The 17,284-nt window shown below is 59.6% G+C and carries 18 protein-coding genes; 7 read left to right on the forward strand and 11 right to left on the reverse strand.

The genetic code is table 11. The features are described from left to right. The first annotated feature begins 7 nt into the window (after positions 1–7). Together gatA and gatB are read left to right on the forward strand one after the other, a co-directional pair. Positions 8–1,525, forward strand: coding sequence for an Asp-tRNA(Asn)/Glu-tRNA(Gln) amidotransferase subunit GatA (gene gatA / locus ACOAP0_RS08635; RefSeq protein ID WP_498374802.1), 1,518 nt, complete (start codon positions 8–10; stop codon positions 1,523–1,525). 2 nt (positions 1,526–1,527) lie between these two features. Continuing rightward, positions 1,528–3,045, forward strand: coding sequence for an Asp-tRNA(Asn)/Glu-tRNA(Gln) amidotransferase subunit GatB (gene gatB, locus ACOAP0_RS08640; protein ID WP_498374803.1), 1,518 nt, complete (start codon positions 1,528–1,530; stop codon positions 3,043–3,045). 3 nt (positions 3,046–3,048) lie between these two features. Here the strand turns inward: gatB and ACOAP0_RS08645 are convergent, their stop codons facing one another. Both ACOAP0_RS08645 and pyrE read right to left on the reverse strand, forming a co-directional pair. Next, positions 3,049–3,711: a DUF4124 domain-containing protein gene (locus ACOAP0_RS08645; protein WP_498374804.1), complete on the reverse strand. Its 663-nt coding sequence runs from the start codon at positions 3,709–3,711 to the stop codon at positions 3,049–3,051. A gap of 3 nt (positions 3,712–3,714) precedes the next feature. Next, positions 3,715–4,386: an orotate phosphoribosyltransferase gene (pyrE, locus tag ACOAP0_RS08650; RefSeq protein ID WP_087495521.1), complete on the reverse strand. Its 672-nt coding sequence runs from the start codon at positions 4,384–4,386 to the stop codon at positions 3,715–3,717. A gap of 10 nt (positions 4,387–4,396) precedes the next feature. Between pyrE and ACOAP0_RS08655 the strand changes: the two genes are divergently transcribed. Next, a complete protein-coding gene (locus ACOAP0_RS08655) occupies positions 4,397–5,188 on the forward strand; it encodes an exodeoxyribonuclease III (protein ID WP_498374805.1) in 792 nt (263 codons plus the stop codon). Between the two features lie 71 nt (positions 5,189–5,259). Here the strand turns inward: ACOAP0_RS08655 and ACOAP0_RS08660 are convergent, their stop codons facing one another. Next, the gene (locus ACOAP0_RS08660; RefSeq protein WP_498374806.1) at positions 5,260–5,907 is read right to left on the reverse strand and encodes a PEP-CTERM sorting domain-containing protein; all 648 of its coding nucleotides are present in this window, start codon (positions 5,905–5,907) and stop codon (positions 5,260–5,262) included. Positions 5,908–6,021: 114 nt separating this feature from the next. Further along, on the reverse strand, positions 6,022–6,888 hold the full coding sequence (locus ACOAP0_RS08665) for a M48 family metallopeptidase (protein ID WP_498374807.1): 867 nt from the start codon (positions 6,886–6,888) through the stop codon (positions 6,022–6,024). A gap of 40 nt (positions 6,889–6,928) precedes the next feature. On the opposite strand from ACOAP0_RS08665, the gene ACOAP0_RS08670 reads away from it, so the two are divergent. The 3 genes from ACOAP0_RS08670 (at position 6,929) to ACOAP0_RS08680 (ending at position 10,349) form a co-directional block, all read left to right on the forward strand. Then, positions 6,929–8,272 carry an AmpG family muropeptide MFS transporter gene (locus ACOAP0_RS08670; protein WP_498391380.1) on the forward strand — a complete coding sequence of 448 codons (1,344 nt, stop codon included), beginning with the start codon at positions 6,929–6,931 and terminating at the stop codon, positions 8,270–8,272. 104 nt (positions 8,273–8,376) lie between these two features. Further along, entirely contained in the window at positions 8,377–9,093 is a 717-nt protein-coding gene (locus tag ACOAP0_RS08675) for a response regulator (protein ID WP_087495524.1), read from the forward strand. A 2-nt stretch (positions 9,094–9,095) separates the two neighbouring features. Next, positions 9,096–10,349 (forward strand): sensor histidine kinase, encoded by a 1,254-nt coding sequence (locus ACOAP0_RS08680; protein ID WP_498374809.1) that lies wholly within the window; start codon positions 9,096–9,098, stop codon positions 10,347–10,349. 5 nt (positions 10,350–10,354) lie between these two features. Here the strand turns inward: ACOAP0_RS08680 and ACOAP0_RS08685 are convergent, their stop codons facing one another. The 5 genes from ACOAP0_RS08685 to ACOAP0_RS08705 form a co-directional block, all read right to left on the reverse strand. Further along, positions 10,355–11,614: an ROK family transcriptional regulator gene (locus ACOAP0_RS08685; RefSeq protein WP_498374810.1), complete on the reverse strand. Its 1,260-nt coding sequence runs from the start codon at positions 11,612–11,614 to the stop codon at positions 10,355–10,357. Further along, positions 11,611–12,063, reverse strand: coding sequence for an RbsD/FucU family protein (locus ACOAP0_RS08690; RefSeq protein ID WP_481874910.1), 453 nt, complete (start codon positions 12,061–12,063; stop codon positions 11,611–11,613). Before ACOAP0_RS08690 ends, ACOAP0_RS08685 begins: the two co-directional genes overlap by 4 nt. Positions 12,064–12,078: 15 nt before the next feature. After that, positions 12,079–12,867 carry an ATP-binding cassette domain-containing protein gene (locus ACOAP0_RS08695; RefSeq protein WP_498374811.1) on the reverse strand — a complete coding sequence of 263 codons (789 nt, stop codon included), beginning with the start codon at positions 12,865–12,867 and terminating at the stop codon, positions 12,079–12,081. Further along, on the reverse strand, positions 12,867–13,826 hold the full coding sequence (locus ACOAP0_RS08700) for an ABC transporter permease (RefSeq protein WP_087495529.1): 960 nt from the start codon (positions 13,824–13,826) through the stop codon (positions 12,867–12,869). Before ACOAP0_RS08700 ends, ACOAP0_RS08695 begins: the two co-directional genes overlap by 1 nt. A gap of 167 nt (positions 13,827–13,993) precedes the next feature. Further along, complete coding sequence (locus ACOAP0_RS08705) at positions 13,994–14,986, reverse strand: substrate-binding domain-containing protein (RefSeq protein ID WP_498374812.1); 993 nt, start codon at positions 14,984–14,986, stop codon at positions 13,994–13,996. Between the two features lie 131 nt (positions 14,987–15,117). On the opposite strand from ACOAP0_RS08705, the gene ACOAP0_RS08710 reads away from it, so the two are divergent. Beyond that, entirely contained in the window at positions 15,118–15,798 is a 681-nt protein-coding gene (locus tag ACOAP0_RS08710; protein ID WP_498374813.1) for a nucleoside/nucleotide kinase family protein, read from the forward strand. A gap of 284 nt (positions 15,799–16,082) precedes the next feature. Here ACOAP0_RS08710 and waaF read toward each other — a convergent pair whose 3' ends face one another. Both waaF and ACOAP0_RS08720 read right to left on the reverse strand, forming a co-directional pair. Then, complete coding sequence (gene waaF, locus ACOAP0_RS08715) at positions 16,083–17,084, reverse strand: lipopolysaccharide heptosyltransferase II (protein ID WP_498374838.1); 1,002 nt, start codon at positions 17,082–17,084, stop codon at positions 16,083–16,085. Continuing rightward, positions 17,077–17,283: a zinc-finger domain-containing protein gene (locus tag ACOAP0_RS08720; RefSeq protein WP_087495533.1), complete on the reverse strand. Its 207-nt coding sequence runs from the start codon at positions 17,281–17,283 to the stop codon at positions 17,077–17,079. Before ACOAP0_RS08720 ends, waaF begins: the two co-directional genes overlap by 8 nt. Between the last annotated feature and the right edge of the window lies 1 nt (position 17,284).

Below are 17,284 nucleotides of genomic sequence, written 5' to 3' on the forward strand. Positions count from 1 at the left end.
TAAAGTTATGACGACTCCTCTCTCCACCCGCGCGCCGCACGACCTGAGTGTTCAGGAACTGGTGCAAGCGATTGCAGACAAACAAGTTTCGGCCACTGAATTGGCTCAGCATTTTCTAGACCGCAGCCAAGCACACGCCAACCTTGCGGCGTTCGTAGACCTCAACGCAGATGCCACACTGGCGCAGGCCAAGGCCGCCGACGCACGCATTGCTGCCGGAACCGCTGGTGCGCTGGAAGGCCTGCCATTGGCCCACAAAGACATCTTTGTGACCCGAGACTTCGCCACCACCGCCGGCTCCCGCATGCTCAAGGGCTACCGTTCGCCGTTTGATGCCACCGTGGTGAGCAAGCTGGCAGAAGCAGGTGCAATAACCCTGGGCAAAGTGAACTGCGACGAGTTCGCAATGGGCTCGAGCAACGAAAACACGGCGGTTGCGGCAGTGGGCAGCGACACCGTCGCACCGGTACTCAATCCGTGGGACACCTCTCGCATTCCGGGCGGATCCTCCGGCGGCAGCGCGGCCGTGGTCGCAGCCCGCCTGGCACCCGCTGCGACAGGCACCGACACTGGCGGTTCCATCCGCCAACCGGCCGCGTTTTGCGGCATCACCGGCATCAAACCCACCTACGGCCGTGCTTCCCGCTACGGCATGGTGGCATTTGCCTCTAGTCTGGATCAAGCTGGTCCCATGGCCCGCAGTGCCGAAGACTGCGCCTTGCTGTTGTCCGCGATGTGCGGCCCGGACCCGGACCGTGACTCCACTTCTCTGGACGCGCCCGCGGAGAACTTCACTCGCAAGCTAAACGACAGCATCGAAGGCCTGCGCATAGGCGTACCGAAAGAGTTTTTCGGGGACGGTTTGTCCGACGATGTGCGAAGCGCAGTGGATGCCGCGCTCAAACAGTACGAACAACTCGGCGCCAAGCTGGTGCCCATTGCTCTGCCACGCACCGAATTGTCCATCCCGGTGTACTACATCATTGCGCCCGCAGAAGCGTCCAGCAACCTGAGCCGCTTTGACGGTGTGAAGTTCGGCCACCGCGCCAAGAACTACGGCGACTTGGCCGACATGTACAAAAAGACCCGCGCCGAAGGCTTTGGCGACGAGGTGAAACGCCGCATCATGATCGGCACCTATGTGCTGAGCCATGGTTATTACGACGCCTATTACCTGCAGGCGCAAAAGATCCGCCGCATGATCGCGGACGATTTCCAGAACGCGTTCAAGGAATGCGACGTGATCGCCGGGCCCGTGGCACCTACCGTGGCATGGAAGATCGGTGAAAAATCGGATGATCCTGTCGCCAACTACCTGGCCGACATCTTCACCTTGTCCGGCTCACTGGCCGGACTGCCAGGCATGAGCATCCCCGTCGGCTTTGCCAAGTCTGAAGCTGACAAAGGTCTGCCCATCGGCATGCAGTTGTTGGGCAATTACCTCGACGAAGCGCGCCTGCTCAACGCAGCCCACCGCTTCCAGCAAGCCACCGATTACCACCTGGCCAAGCCCGCAGGATTCTGAACATGAGTGAGACTGTGAACACATTCGAAGCACAACAACAAGGCCGCCCCACCGGCCCGCTGGTGCATGGCTACGAGGTCATCATCGGCTTTGAAACCCACGCCCAACTTTCGACCCAGTCGAAGATTTTTTCGCGCGCCAGCACGGCCTTTGGTGCAGAGCCCAACACACAAGCTTGCGCAGTGGACTTGGCCCTGCCCGGCACCTTGCCGGTGATGAACAAAGGCGCGGTCGAGCGCGCCATCCAATTTGGCATGGCCATCAACTCGCATATTGCTCCGCGCAGCATCTTTGCCCGCAAAAACTACTTCTACCCTGACCTGCCCAAGGGCTACCAGATCAGCCAGTTTGAGATTCCGGTGGTGCAAGGCGGAGCCGTGGAGTTTTTCTTGGGTGACGAAAAGAAAACCGTGCGCCTGGTGCGCGCGCACTTGGAAGAAGACGCCGGCAAGTCGCTGCATGAAGACTTTATCGGGCAAAGCGGTATCGATCTGAACCGCGCGGGTACGCCACTGCTGGAAATCGTGACGGAGCCAGACATGCGTTCCAGTGCAGAAGCCGTGGCCTATGCGAAAGAACTGCACAAGATCGTGACCTGGATCGGCATTTGCGATGGCAACATGCAGGAAGGTTCCTTCCGTTGCGACGCCAACGTGTCGGTTCGCAAACCCGGCCAACCCCTGGGCACCCGCCGCGAGATCAAGAACCTGAACAGCTTCAAGTTCATGCAGCAAGCCATCGACTACGAGGTGCGCTGGCAGATCGAGCAGATTGAAGACGGCCACGAGATCCAACAAGCCACCGTGCTATTCAACCCCGACACGGGTGAAACACGCGCCATGCGCACCAAAGAAGATGCGGCCGACTACCGCTACTTCCCCGACCCCGACCTGCCGCCGCTATGTATTTCAGAGCAGTGGATCGAGACGGTAAGCGCGCAAATGGCCGAATTGCCCCGCAATATGGCTGCACGCTTCCAGGCGGACTACGGTCTGAGTGAATACGATGCGACACAGCTTACACAAAGCCAGATGATCGCAAAGTATTTCGAGACTACGGCACAGATCAGTGGCCAACCCAAACTCGCAGCGAACTGGGTCTTGGGTGAAGTCTCAGCTTTCACGAATAAGCAGGGGATATCCATCGACGATCCTGAGGTCCCAAACCCGCGGGCAGTCGGCGAAATCGTGAAGCGGATTGCGTCCGGCGAGATCAACGGGGGCGGTGCAAAGACTGCATTCCAAGCGCTTTGCGCTGAACGTCATAACGACATCATTGATCTGGCAGCATATGTTGAAAAGATCATCATTGACCGCGATCTCAAGCAGATGAACGACACCGGCGCATTGGAAGCCATCGTCGATGACGTGATTGCTGCCAATGCCAAGAACGTTGCTGAGTTCAAGGCGGGGAACGAAAAGGCCCTGAACGGCTTGGTGGGTCAGATCATGAAGGCCAGCAAAGGCAAGGCAAACCCGCAACAGGTCAACGACCTGCTGCGCAGCAAACTCGCCAATTAATGGTTATTTCGGTACCGCGGCTGCGGCAGCCCAGAGCTGTTTCAGCCGCCCCAGTTCATCGTCAAAGCGCTCGTTGACGCGTTTGACTTCAGCTTCCTGCTCCCCGATGAAACGGCGCTGCACTGCTTGGCTCTGGGTGTTTTCTTCAAGTTGGCGACGCACATACGCCGGGGCTTTGGTGGGGTCCTTTTTATAGAACTCCATCTCTTCGTCGATTGAGCGGCGCTGTTTCCCCAACTCTTCGAGCCGGTTGCTCGCCGCTTTGATCACCACTGTGATTTGCGACAAGGCATCCGCGCGCTCCTGGTCATGCACCGCTTTACTGGGGTACCGGGTCAGCAGGGCCCGGTCACGCCGCTTTTCTTCGGCAGTGCGGTTGCGCTCCTCGGCTTCGCGCTTTTCCTTGGCTTCGATTTCCGCCAATTCTTTAGCGGTCAGGCTGGGGCCCACTTTGGCACGCACCGTACCGCTGGGATTCAGAATCTTCTGTTCGCGGTCAATGCATTCCACGATAGGCCGGTCGGAGGTCAATTTGCGGCCCTTGGCGTCTACGCAGGTGTACACCCCGCCTTGCACAGGCGCAACGGCCTGCGCGCTGACATAGGTGGAGGTACCGGCCACCCATGCCGCGAGGGCCAGGTAGGCTGCGATCGTTGCCTTGTTCATGAATTATCTTTCTTCAACCCCGTAACGTTGGCGATAGGCCAACACGCGCTGGGCATCCTGGGTAGAGCCCGTGCTTTGATCCAGATACTGCATCAAATCCCCCAGCTTCGCAATTGCGCAGACCTTCAGACCCAACTGCTCGCGCACGTACTGCACTGCACTGTAAGGCACATCCTGGCCGTTCTCTGTCGCCATTTCCTGGCGGTCCAGGGCGATGCAGACAGCATGGGGGGTCGCACCAGCGGCCTGAATGATGGCGATGGACTCACGTGCCGCGGTTCCAGCAGACATCACGTCATCAATGATCAACACGCGACCCTTGAGTGGCGCGCCCACCAAAGTGCCGCCTTCGCCATGGTCTTTGGCTTCTTTGCGGTTGTAGGCAAATGGCACATTACGGCCGAGACGCGCCAGCTCGATCGCCACGGCCGCGCCCAAGGGAATGCCCTTGTAGGCCGGGCCGAACACCATATCGAACTCGATGCCACTCGCCAGCAAACGCTGCGCATAGAATCCGGCGAGCCGTCCGAGTTTGGCCCCGTCGTCAAACAGCCCGGCATTGAAAAAGTAGGGGCTCATGCGGCCGGCCTTGGTTTTGAATTCGCCGAACCGCAGCACCCCGCACTCGATTGCAAACTGCACAAACTCTTGGGCCAACGGGTCTTTATCCGACATGGGGAATTCCTTGTTTAAATTAACCAGCCTCAACCTCAACGGCATCCGTTCCGCCACCAGCAAAGGCCTGGAAGCCTGGCTCACGCAGGCGCAGCCTGATTGTATTTGCGTGCAGGAAGTGAAAGCGCAGGCACCTGATATCGCCGGGCGCTTCGAGTATTTCGGTGAGCTCCAGGGACACTTTCACTTTGCCGAGAAAAAGGGCTACTCCGGCGTCGGGGTCTACACCAAACATGCCCCGAGCGATGTGCGCATCGGCTACGGTTCTGCCGAATTTGACGCCGAAGGCCGCTATGTTGAGTTGCGTTTCGACACCCCATCGCGCAAGTTTTCCATCATCAGCGCGTACTTTCCCAGCGGCTCTTCAGGCGAAGAGCGACAGGCGGCCAAGTTCCGCTTTCTCGCCGAGTTCTACCCTCACCTCCAGCAGCTCAGGGCAGAACGGGAACTCGTGCTGTGCGGAGACTTGAACATCGCGCACCAGGAAGTCGACCTGAAGAACTGGAAAGGCAACAAGAAGAACTCAGGCTTTTTGCCGGAAGAGCGCGCCTGGATGAGCAAGGCCCTCAGCGAAGGCGGCTTGGTCGACGTGTATCGCCAGCTGGAGCCTACGGCCACCGACGACTGCTACACGTGGTGGAGTAACCGCGGACAGGCATATGCGAAGAACGTAGGCTGGCGCCTGGATTACCACCTGGCTACGCCGGCCCTGGCTGCGACAGCCAAAGAGGTTGCCATCTACAAGGCAGAAAAGTTCTCTGACCACGCGCCCATCACCGTGAGCTACGACTTTTCTCTGTGACGAACTAACCTTTTCAGAATCAGTAAAAAAGAGCCCCTTAGGGCTCTTTTTAAACATTGCAAAGGAGAGAATTAAGCCTGCTGTTTACGCCGGCGAGCGAGGGCACCGATCATTGCCAACCCACCCAACATCAACGCGTAAGTTTCAGGCTCAGGGACTGCTGCCATTATGGAAACTTTCACAACCATATCGTCATAGTCTTTGTCCCCTTTGTATGAGTCATTGAACATCAGCAAAGCACTCCGGTGGTCATCGCTGAGCTTGAGGCCAATGTTCAGGCTCCCGTTCCCAAAGTACTGACCAATCTTTGCGTCGGACAGGAAACCGAAGTTCAAATGACCGGAAGCCACGTTGGAGAAAGTGAATGAAGTCGAACCAGCTGTTGACGCATTGTTGGAAAACAAGCCTATATCAAATGGTTTGAACTTGATCGCACCGAATACGTTGTTGTATCCAGCCTCTTCGCCGACAAACGTGAACACCAGATCAGCGGCACTGCTCAGGGACAGAAAGCTTCCGATTTTGGTATCTACGAGACTAAAGCCCGAGGGAACACCCACATCGAAACGGTTACTTGAAGACGTAGAGCTCAAATTTACAGTCGTGGTTTTCTTCGTGTCATTGATCGTGAACACCGGCGCCACTGTTGCTGCAGCTTGCCCTGCGAGGGTTAGAGCAACCAGTAGCCCGCCGAAAGTGGTTTTTAGAATGTTGCGCATAGCGCTCCCTTTAGGTGTGTAAGTACTTGTAATTTTCGTGGGTGGGTTGCATCGCAGCAATAGTCCACGCAGACTAATGCTGTGTGATTTTTGTCACGCTTTCCGCTGCAAAGCTCAAGGTGTCGCATTCTTGCTCGGTTTCTGCGCCTTGTTATACAGAGGTACCACTTGGGGCATGGCGGCCTCCATGTCAGCAATGCGGGTGTCGCCAGCAGGGTGAGTGGAAAGCCACTGCGGCGGGGCATTTTTGTTGGCAGCGGACATCTTTCGCCACAGACTGATGCCGGCGCGCGGGTCGTAGCCCGCCCGGGCTGCGAGCTCCAGCCCTACGAGGTCGGCCTCTGATTCGTCTTCGCGGCTGAACTTTAAAGTCAATACCTGCGCGCCGTATTGGGTGACGGTTTGCCCGACCTGACCCAGCCCCAATACCTGACTCAGCAAGTTCGCGCCCAAGCCGGTGGCCGCCGTTTTGCCCATGCGCTCCCGGGCGTGTTCCCGCAAGGCATGGGCGATTTCATGCCCCATGACCATCGCCACCTCGTCATCGGTGAGTTTGAGGGTGTCCAGAATGCCGGTGTAGAAGGCAATCTTGCCGCCCGGCATGCAAAACGCATTAATCTGTTTGGATCCGATCAGGTTGACCTCCCACTGCCAGTTTCTGGCACGCGGATTCCATTCGTTTGCATAAGGAATGATGCGCCGGGCGATCGCGCGCAGGCGCTGCAGCTGCGGGTGCTCTTTGCCGGCCAGCGCCCGTTGCTGATCAGCCTTAGCCAACATCTGCGCGTACTGCTGGGCGGCGGATTGTTCTATTTCTTCAGCAGGCACCAGCTTGCTGAAAGCCGAGTTGCCGCCCACGTCCACCCCCTCACGCGCAACGGCAGGCAAAGCAGCCAGCGCGGCGATGGCGAAAGCCAACGCAGCGACACCAAGGTGGAATGAGCGACGGGTGACTGGCAAATCAACGAGAACGGTCGGCATGGCTGGCTAAGACTCCTGAGTGGACAGGTATTATTCCCCGATGAGCTCTGTAACGCCTGACACCCCGCGCCCCGATGACAAACCCCACTGGCGGGACACCCTCAGGGTCTATGCGGAGCCTGCCTCTTTGCGCATGCTTTCGCTGGGTTTTTCCGCGGGACTGCCGTTTTTGCTGGTATTCGGCACCCTGAGCTTCTGGCTGCGTGAAGCGGGGGTGGACCGCAGCACCATCGGCCACATGAGTTGGGTGGGCATCGCCTTCGGCTTCAAGTGGGCGTGGGCACCGCTGGTGGATCGCCTGCCCATTCCAGTATTAACGCGTTTGCTGGGCCGACGCCGCAGTTGGCTCATCCTGGCGCAAAGCGCCATCATGCTGGCTTTGTGCATCATGGCTTTCACCGATCCAAAGCAGGCCTTGGCGCCCGTGGTGTGGTGCGCGATTGCATTGGCTTTCGCCTCCGCCACGCAAGACATCGCACTGGATGCCTTCCGGATTGAGTCGGGCGACAGCCAGCACCAAGCTGCCTTGTCTGCGACCTATATGGCGGGCTACCGCTTGGCCATGATCTGGGCCGGTGCAGGCGCCCTGTGGATTGCGGCCGCCAGTGAAACCCCCAATGCGGAGCTGTACCAATACGCCGCGTGGCGCACCGCCTACCTGGTCATGGCGCTCAGCATGTTGCCGGGCATGCTCACCGTGATCTTTTCCCGGGAGCCAGCACCGCGCCCGTTGGCGCCGGCGCGCAATGCGGCAGAGTGGTTGCAAAGTGCTTTGGTAGAACCCTTTTCCGAATTCTTCAAACGGCACCGCTGGCATGCGGCCCTGATCCTGGCCCTGATTGCGAGCTACCGGATCAGCGACGTAGTCATGGGCATCATGGCCAATCCCTTTTATGTGGATATGGGCTACACCAAGGGAGAAGTGGCCTCGATCACCAAGGTTTACGGAGTGATCATGACACTGGTGGGTGCGTTTGTGGGTGGTGCACTGGCCATGCGGATGGGGGTGTTGCGGGTACTGATGCTGGGTGCGGTGCTGAGTGCCGGCAGCAATTTGCTATTTGCCTGGCTCGGTAGCCGCGGGCATGACCTGCACGCCCTGATTGCGGTCATTTCAGCAGATAACTTCTCCAGCGGGATAGCCACCGCTGCATTCGTGGCCTACCTGTCGTCGCTGACGAACGTGCGCTACTCCGCCACGCAATATGCGTTGTTCAGCTCCATGATGGTGCTATTGCCCAAGTTTCTGGCCGGGTTCTCGGGCGACTTTGTCAACGCATTCGGCTACACCCAGTTCTTCATCGGTACCGCCTGCCTGGGGGTTCCGGTATTGGTGCTGATTGCATTTGCGTCCAGAATGAAAACTGACTCTCCCGCCCATTGAATGTGCGCGGAAAGCTATCATTTATATAGCGAAATTTACCCAACTTTACGGAAACTTCAGACCCGGCGCATACCTTCCGTAGCGTCCGGGACTAGACTGCGGGCATGCGCCAAAACCTGCTCATGATCGAAGACGATGCCCGGCTTGCCTCCATGGTGGCCGAGTATCTGGACCAATCCGGATTCTCCGTGGCCCATGCCGGCGACGGGCACAGCGGGCTCGCCCGGCTTGCACCCGACACCGGACATGACGCTCCCGATCTGGTCATCCTGGACTTGATGCTGCCCGACATGGACGGCCTGGAGATCTGCCGTCGCATCCGCGCCCTCCCCGGTGCCATGGGCCAAGTGCCGGTACTCATGCTGACCGCCAAAGGCGATGCCATGGACCGCATCATCGGATTGGAAATCGGCGCTGACGACTACCTGCCCAAACCTTTTGAGCCCCGCGAGTTGCTGGCTCGCATACGCGCCATCTTGCGTCGCAAAGGCGAGGCTCCGGCAACCAACAGCAAAGCCCTTCGCTTTGGCACCCTGGAAATTGACAGGGATGCACGCACAGTGGTTGTGGGAGGCAAACCCTGTGAACTGACCTCCTACCAGTTTGATTTGCTCGTGGCACTGGCTGAACGTGCAGGCCGTGTGCTCACCCGTGACCAGATCATGGAGGCCGTGCGGGGCCGCGAGCTGGAAGCCTTTGACCGCTCGATTGACGTGCACATGGGCCGCATCCGCGCGGCAATTGAAGTGGACGCCAAAGACCCCAAGCGCATTCTGACTGTGCGCGGCGTCGGCTATGTGTTCGCCCGCCAGCAGGACTGACCGTGTTCCTGCACCGGCTCTACGTCCGCATCTGGCTCGCCGTTGTGCTGACGGTGATCGTGCTGACATTGCTCGCGGGTTGGGCTTGGCGCATGACCAGCGAGCCGCCCCTTCGGGAAGTGGTGGTCCGCAATGAATATGGCGAAGTCATTGGCAGCGGCCGAGCCCGTTTGAGCAGGCCACCGCCCCCAGTCCCCGGTCTGGGCATGGGCGAAGCGCCGCCTCCCGCCGATAACAAGGACGACGGCCCCGACGCCCTGGATGAAAACCGTCCTGGACGTTTTGGCCGTGGCCCCGAATTTCTGGTGCGCATGCAAGACGGCCAGACCTTTCATTTGCACCTTCCGCGCCCGCCCAACAGCAGCTTCCGTGCCCCCTTCGGCTTCGTCTGGACTTTGGCGCTGGTGGCATTGGCGGTGGCGCTGGGCACCTACCCCATCATCCGGCGGCTCACGCGGCGCTTGGAGAGTTTGCAACATGGCGTCGAACGCTGGGGCAATGGCGACCTGAGTGCGCGTGTAGCGATGCAAGGCGACGACGAGGTAGGCTTTCTGGCTTCCCGCTTCAACCATGCTGCGGAGCAGATAGAGACATTGGTCAAATCCCGCGATACCTTGCTCGCGTCCCAGAAGTCTCTGTTGGCGAATGCATCGCACGAGTTGCGGTCACCGCTCGCGCGCATCCGCATGGGCCTGGAGCTCATGGGAAGCTCGCCCAGCCCGGCATTCAAGCAAGAGATCTCACGCAACATCAGCGAGCTGGATCAGCTGATCGAAGAGATCCTGCTCGCCAGCCGACTGGACGCCAAAGAGGCCGACCTCGGGACGATTGAAGCCGTGGAGTTAATCGGTCTGGCGGCTGAAGAATGTGCGCGCAATCAGGCACAGCTGGATGTGGAAGCGGCTGAGCTTGCGGTACCCGGTGTGGCCAAGTTATTGCGGCGCGCGGTGCGCAACCTGCTGGAAAACGCCCGCCGATACGGAGCTGGAGAAGTCCATTTGAATCTGCGGCAGGACGGCGATTGGGCGGTGTTGCAGGTGCGTGATTCGGGGCCCGGGGTTCCGCCGGAACAACAAGAGCGCATCTTCGAGCCGTTTTACCGGCTACCCGGCGCTTCCGAGCGGGAAGGCGGTGTCGGGCTGGGCTTGGCCTTGGTGAAGTCCATTGCCGAGCGGCATGGGGGTAGCGTGAAGTGCAGCAACCGGCCTGAAGGCGGTGCGTGCTTTGAAATCCGGCTGCCCTTGCGCAGGGGCTAATCGATTCAGGAGGTGACCTTCAAAAACAGGTCGCGGTCCGGTGCGAAGTTTTCATGCAAGGGCAATAAGGCGCCGCCCAGGGCGCGAGCGTCGGAACCGATGCTGCCGGCAATGACTTTGGCAGGCCACAGGCCTTCCCAGTTGTAATTGCGAAGCGCCAATGTGGTCTGGTCAATCAGCCGCTTCAGCATGGTGCGGGAGAACGACCCGTCAATCACCACCGCATCCAGATCCAAAAAAGCAGTGCCGCTCACCACGCACTGCGCCAAGCCTTGGGCCGCACTGGCAATCCAGGCATCCGTTAAGAGTGCATAAGCACCTTCTAGGGCACGATCATCGTAGGCCGCTGTGGGGTCCAGGCCTTTTTCTTTGTAGTGCTGCTCCAGCTCCCACAAAGAGGCATGGGCCAGCAGTTGCTCAGGAATTGCACCGCCGCTGGCCACTTGCAAGGGTAAAGACGCTACCGCACCCGCATTGCCGTGGATGCCGCCGTGCAGATGCGAGTTCAGCACCAAGCCGCCACCTACAAAGGTGTCGACGAACAGGTACAAAAAGCTTTTCAGATCACGACCACGGCCGGACACCAGCTCCGCCACACACGCGGCTTGCGTGTCTTTGGCAAAACTTACCGGCACATCCGTCATGGCCTGTACCTGGGCAGCCAGGTCAATATGGTTCCACTGGTCAGACACTGTCTCGGACAAGCCCAGCATCTTGTGCCAACCGCCCAAATTGAAGGGTGCGGCTACGCCCACACCCACGATGCGCTGCGCCAAGGGGCCCAAACCATCCTGGATGGCGCGCATGCGTTTTTGCACTTCAGGCAACAGAGCTTCCGCATCCGGAAAGTCATATGGCAGGGTTTCACGGGCACGAACCGCGCCGGTGAAATCCACCAACAACCAGTCTGCACTGCGCCGGCCGATCTTGATGCCGAGCGAGAAAGCACCGTCCGGGTTCAGAGCCATGGGCACGGAGGGCTGGCCAATACGGCCGCGTACCCGGTCTTGCCGCAGCAAAAGTCCGTCGTCCTCGAGACGGGTGGTGATCAAGCCGATGGTTTGGGCTGTCAGCCCGGTCAATCGGGCCAAGTCTGCCTTGGGCAAACTTCCGTTCAGTCGAACCGCCTGCAGAACCACACGTTCATTGAACTGGCGCATGCCCACGTGGTTCGAGCCACGTGGCCGCAATACCGGGGGCGCCGTGGCCACTGGCGGGGCCAGTGCATCAGCGCGTGCGTTCGGCAGGGATTCGACGAAGTTCATGGTCGGAGATTGTCGCCGATCACTCCCTTGCGTAACAAGAAATTCCCGAAAGGCTGCAACTCGCCTGTGAGGACAATGGCAAAGGCCGACGCTGTGCGTTCATAGAAGGCATAGCGCTCAATAGGCTCGGCCGTTTGCCCTTGCAGGAAGCCGGGCTCCAAGGTTTCCAGCACTTCCCGCTGGAGCGCAGAGCGGTAACCCTCGGGCTGCCCGCTCACATGCATGAAGCCCACCGGGTGTCGCTCGTCCGCTACCAGCGGCATCAGCGATGTCACGGCCGCGACAGCGCGTGCCATGCCAATGCCTGGCAAACGGATGAGTGGTTTGCCATTGGCATAGCGCACTGCGGTGAAATTGGCATCAGCCAGCACGATGGTGTCGTCATGGCCCATTTCCATCATCACCTTCAGCAATTCCGGCGTCAGGACCGGATCGATTCCCTTGAGCAAGGTCTTGCCTCTTTCTTAATAAGCCAACGCGTCTTCAGGCAGATCGTCTACCGATTTGGCACCTGTCATCACCGCCACGGTATCACTCATGCTGATTTTCTTGGGGTTGACCACCGCCGCGCGCTTGCCCAGGCGGGCAATGTGAATGCGGTCTGCCACCTCAAATACGTGTGGCATATTGTGAGAAATCAGCACGACTGGCAAGCCCTTGTCGCGCACACGGCGGATCAGCTCGAGCACCATGTTGCCTTCTTTGACTCCGAGTGCTGCAGTGGGCTCATCCATGATGACCACGTGCTGTGCAAATGCTGCCGCCCGCCCCACCGCGACGCATTGGCGCTGACCGCCAGACAGCGTTTCCACCGCTTGCGTCATGGAGCGGATGCCGACCTTGAGATCGTTCATGCGGGTGATGCTCTCAGTGAGCATTCGCTTCTTGTCGATGAAGCCGAGTTTGCCCAGCAACCCTGCGCGGCGCAGTTCACGACCAAGAAACAGGTTTTCTGAGATCGTCATGGCTGGCGCCACAGCGAGGTCCTGGTACACCGTTTCGATGCCTGACATGCGTGCGTCGATAGGGCTCTTGAAGCGAATCACTTTGCCGTCGAGAAGGATTTCACCTTCGTCGGGAATGGTGGCTCCGGAGAGGCACTTGATCAGCGATGACTTGCCTGCGCCGTTGTCACCGATCACCGCCAGAATTTCACCGGCGCGAAGTTCAAAGTCCGCGCCATCCAAAGCAGTGACTTGACCATAGCGTTTGACCAGGCCCTTGGCCTGCATCACGATTTGCGGGGCGCTCATTAACGTGCTCCTTTGCGGGACATTTGATCCGTGGCGACCGCCAGAATCACCAGAATACCGGTCACCAGAATCTGGTACACCGAGGACACGCCCATCAGCGTCAGGCCGTTGCGGAACACACCCACAATCAGTGCGCCGACCAGGGTGCCAATAATGATGCCGCGGCCGCCGAAGAGGCTGGTTCCGCCCAGTACCACGGCGGTGATGGCGTCCAGGTTTTCGGTCTGACCGGCATTCGGGTCGCCTGCACCGGTACGGGCTACTGCCAATGTGGACGCGATGCCATAGAACACACCTGCGAGAACGTAGACACCCAGCAGCACTTTTTCTGTGGAGATGCCGGTAAGACGGGTGGCTTCGGGGCTGTTGCCGACGGCGTACACGTGGCGCCCTTGGGCGGTGTCACGCAGCCAAATCCAGACAGCCACATACAAAGTCAGCATGAGCACCACGCCGAAGGGTACGCGGGCCGCACCGAGGGTGAAGGTTTCACCCAACAGATTCATGCCGTCGGGGATGTTGGTTACTGTTTGGGCGCGGGAATAGAGCTGGGTGATGGCGAACGCGATGTTCAATGTCCCCAGGGTCACGATAAAGGGTGGGAGCTTGACTCGGGTTACCAGCAAGCCATTGATCAGGCCGAACAAGGTTGTCGCTGCAATGCCGCACAAAATGGCGACCGGAGCACTCAGCCCGTAGTCGGCAGCGAACTTGGTCATGACGATGGAGCCCAGTGCCATCACCATGCCGCAGGACAGGTCGATGCCGGCGGTCAGGATGATCAGGGTCTGGCCGATCGCGATCGTGCCGACCACCATGACTTGCTGCAGGATCAGGGAAAAGTTCTTCAGCGTGAGAAAGTTCTCATGCTGGAAAGAAAAGAAGGCGCAGGCCAGCACGAGGGCAATAGCCGGACCTAAGGTTCCCATGGGGGGAAGTTTGGCTTTGAGCGTGTTCATGGAAGTCAACTTTGCTAGATCTGCGGCAAGGGACAATCAGTGCCACCGGGCTATGCACAAAGGGAAGAGTAAACGAAAGCCCCCATCCCGAGGGCTTCCGGAGAGGGGGTCAGCAGTGGCTGACCCCTTGCCGATTCAGGCCCAAAGCCCGACCGGCGCTTCGGCCATTAATCGCCCCAGCATTGACCGCGAGCGGTCTTGGTGTCGATGCTCTTGATGCCGGCCACAGCCTTGCCCACCACCAGGTCTACACCGGTGTCGGTGTAGCCGGTCTGACGCTTGCCGTCTTTGGCGTATTTCACGCCGGCAGCCACACCCATTGCAGCCATCTTCAGGGGGTATTGCATGCTGGTCGCAGCGATCACGCCCTTCTCGACGTTGCCCACACCGTTGGAGCACATGCCGTCCACACCCAGGATCACGACATCTTTTTCTTTACCAGCGGCCTTCAGCGCCTTGTACGCACCTGCAGCAGCGGGTTCATTGATGGCGTACACCACGTTGATATTGCTGTTTTTCTGCAAGCAGTTTTCCATGCCGGTCTGACCCTTGGCAGCGTCGCCGTAGCTGTCAGCCATGCAGACCACTTCAGCAGGTTGAGCCAATTCGTTGCTCTTGGCGTCCAGGGACTTCAAGCCGTAGCCAGCCAGGAAACCGTTGTGGCGCTGTGCGCCCACTGGGTGGCCGGGGAACAAGTCCATGGTCGCGATCACGGGCTTCTTGCCACCCAACACAGTCTTGGCATAAGCACCGATCAATTCGCCAGCCTTGTAGTTGTTGGTTGCGAACAAGGCATCAGCTTCGTCAACGGGGCTGTCCAAGGCAATCACTTGCACGCCTTGGGCCTTGATTTTCTTGATGGTGGGGACGATGGCGTCGCCGGAAGAAGTGATCAGGATGGTCTTGGCGCCGGCGGCAACCATGTTTTCCATCGCGGCGATCTGGCCAGCGGTGTCGCCATCTTGCTTGCCGGAAGCGCTCAACAACTTGGCGCCCAGTTTCTTGGCTTCGGCTTCCGCGCCTTCCTTCATCTTCACGAAGAAAGGGTTGCTTTCGGTTTTGGTGATCAGGCCGATCACGGGCTCTGCGGCGAATGCAGAAGTGGCAGCGGAAGCGGCAAATGCGATGGCGGTCAGCGCCAGGGTGGTGGATTTTTTCATTCAAGTCTCCTCGGTCGGTACGACACTTGTGGTCATGAAACCCCGGGAATGGGCCCCGGGGAACTACGCTCTGGTTTCGGCGTGGACGGACTATAAACTTCACCGACCAACTAAATCAAGTTACTTTAATTATGGAAAACCCTAATCAGGCCGCAAATATTTCGACTCCGGAAACCGCCCCCGCTCCCGCCTTCACCCTGCCTTTGGAGGCCATAGCGCGCGTGGAAACGCTGCTGGGCCGAGGGCGCCGCGTCATTCTCGGCATTGCTGCCGGGCCGGGCGCCGGCAAGTCCACACTGGCCCAGGCTCTGCAACGCCACTTTGCCGACCGCAGCCAGTACCTGCCCATGGACGGCTTTCACCTCGCCAACCGGGAGTTGGCCCGCTTGGGGCTGCGTCATTGCAAAGGCGCCCCGCAGACCTTCGACAGTGCCGGTTTTGTGGATTTGCTCAAGCGCCTGCGCCACCAGACCCCGGGTGAAACTATCTATGCGCCCGACTTTGACCGCAGCCTGGAGGAGTCCATCGCCGGAAGCATTGCGCTGGAAGGCGACAAACCACTGCTGATCACCGAAGGGAATTACCTGCTGATGGAAGAAGGCCCATGGGCAGAAGTGCGCGCCCTGCTCGACGAGGCGTGGTACCTCGACCTGGATGCCGTGACCCGCCACCAGCGCCTGCTGGAGCGGCATATGCGCTTCGGCCGCAGCGAACAGGCAGCTCGCGACTGGATACGAGACACCGACGAGCCCAATGCCGTGCGCATTGCAGCAACCCGGCACCGGGCGGACTGGATTCTTTCCGGGTTTTAAGCCGCAGCGGCTCGTATGGGGACACCTGAAAAAAGCTGAAGAATGAAAAAATGTGCGGCAAAGTGTGCAAATTCACCCGAATGGGGGATACCGCTTTGTGCGACGCCGCACGAAAATTCATCCCAGCTGCTGTCACAGTTCACAAGGATAGAAGAGAAGACCAAGCATAGGCCTCCTTCAACAGGTTCCAACGACGTCCCTCCGGGGACTTTATAAAGCCACCCTCGGGTGGCTTTTTTTTGTGCCAAATCTGGATCTGGCGCTCATGGAATATGCGCGGGCAGCTACAAAACCGATAGCACCCTGTCCGGGGTGATGTCGTTCAGGCATCGGGTGTGGCCGAGCGGGCAGTCCCGCTTGAAGCAGGGCGCGCAATCCAGAGGGGGCTGGTAGGAGGGGTCGTTCTTCAGCCACAAGACTGTGGCGGCCGGATTCAGCGGCGGCGTGTGCAGCGGGCTGGAGGATCCGAAGATCGCGACCTGCGGCACGCCGAATGCCGCAGCCACATGCATGAGGCCGGAATCGTTACTCACCATCGCATGGGCACCGGCAATCAGCGCCACGGCTTCGTCCAGGCTGGTGCGTCCGGCAAGATTCACACAGTGGCCGGGGCGGACGGCGTTCACCGCCTCCGCGATCTCGTTGCACACCGCGTCGTCCTTGGCGGAGCCGAGCAGCAGGACAGGCTTGTCCAGCCGTGTGACCATGGATGCAAAGTGGGTGGCAGGCCAGCGCTTGGCCGGGCCGTACTCGGCACCAGGCGCCACCACATAGAAGCCCTGCGCCTGCAAGCCACGCGGCGCCAGCACGGCGGCAATGGCATTTGCTGCCACCTGCAAAGCAGGCCGGTCTGCATCCACGCCGGATTCACCACTCAGGGCGGAATAAAACGCCACCATGGGCGGACGGCTGCCCTCAGACGGATTGGGCAGGCGCTGGTTCAGCACCCCGAACCGAAGCTCGCCGGTGTAGCCGATGCGCTCAGGAATGCCTGCCCAGAACGGGATCAGCGCGCTTTTCAGGGAGTTGGGGCAGACGTAGGCCTTGGCAAATTGGCCGCGCAAGGCAGCGGCATACGCCCGGCGGGCGGCCCACTGCACGCCTCCGCGCGCAAAGGGCAGGACCAAGACCTCGGCGACCTGGGGCATGGCACGGTAGACCGGTGCCACCCAAGGCACCGCCACCACCGTGATGCGCTCGCCCCGCGCCGCCAAGCGACGCAGCAGCGGCTCTGTCATCACCGCGTCCCCTATCCATTGGGGCGCGATGACCAGGGCCTTAATGATGTCCGTCGAAATGCTCGCCGTCCTTCAGCTTGTACACCGTGCCGCAATAAGGGCACTTGGCTTCGCCGGCGCGGCCTACGTCGAGGTAGACCTTGGGGTGGGTGTTCCAGGTTTGCATGCCTGCCACCGGGCTGGGGCAAAACACACCACCCTGGTGGTTCAGGTCTTTGGCCAGGAGTTCAACAACAGCTTTGGACATG

The organism is Curvibacter sp. Hmag1.1 (assembly GCF_059769165.1).

Bases quoted from the DNA above. Each gene is read 5' to 3' on its own strand.
- ACOAP0_RS08685 (WP_498374810.1), bottom strand. From the start codon at position 11,614: ATGAACTTCGTCGAATCCCTGCCGAACGCACGCGCTGATGCACTGGCC.
- ACOAP0_RS08670 (WP_498391380.1), top strand. From the start codon at position 6,929: ATGAGCTCTGTAACGCCTGACACCCCGCGCCCCGATGACAAACCCCAC.
- ACOAP0_RS08705 (WP_498374812.1), bottom strand. From the start codon at position 14,986: ATGAAAAAATCCACCACCCTGGCGCTGACCGCCATCGCATTTGCCGCT.
- ACOAP0_RS08645 (WP_498374804.1), bottom strand. From the start codon at position 3,711: ATGAACAAGGCAACGATCGCAGCCTACCTGGCCCTCGCGGCATGGGTG.
- ACOAP0_RS08665 (WP_498374807.1), bottom strand. From the start codon at position 6,888: ATGCCGACCGTTCTCGTTGATTTGCCAGTCACCCGTCGCTCATTCCAC.
- ACOAP0_RS08660 (WP_498374806.1), bottom strand. From the start codon at position 5,907: ATGCGCAACATTCTAAAAACCACTTTCGGCGGGCTACTGGTTGCTCTA.
- ACOAP0_RS08720 (WP_087495533.1), bottom strand. From the start codon at position 17,283: ATGTCCAAAGCTGTTGTTGAACTCCTGGCCAAAGACCTGAACCACCAG.
- ACOAP0_RS08700 (WP_087495529.1), bottom strand. From the start codon at position 13,826: ATGAACACGCTCAAAGCCAAACTTCCCCCCATGGGAACCTTAGGTCCG.
- ACOAP0_RS08675 (WP_087495524.1), top strand. From the start codon at position 8,377: ATGCGCCAAAACCTGCTCATGATCGAAGACGATGCCCGGCTTGCCTCC.
- gatB (WP_498374803.1), top strand. From the start codon at position 1,528: ATGAGTGAGACTGTGAACACATTCGAAGCACAACAACAAGGCCGCCCC.
- gatA (WP_498374802.1), top strand. From the start codon at position 8: ATGACGACTCCTCTCTCCACCCGCGCGCCGCACGACCTGAGTGTTCAG.
- pyrE (WP_087495521.1), bottom strand. From the start codon at position 4,386: ATGTCGGATAAAGACCCGTTGGCCCAAGAGTTTGTGCAGTTTGCAATC.
- ACOAP0_RS08710 (WP_498374813.1), top strand. From the start codon at position 15,118: ATGGAAAACCCTAATCAGGCCGCAAATATTTCGACTCCGGAAACCGCC.
- ACOAP0_RS08695 (WP_498374811.1), bottom strand. From the start codon at position 12,867: ATGAGCGCCCCGCAAATCGTGATGCAGGCCAAGGGCCTGGTCAAACGC.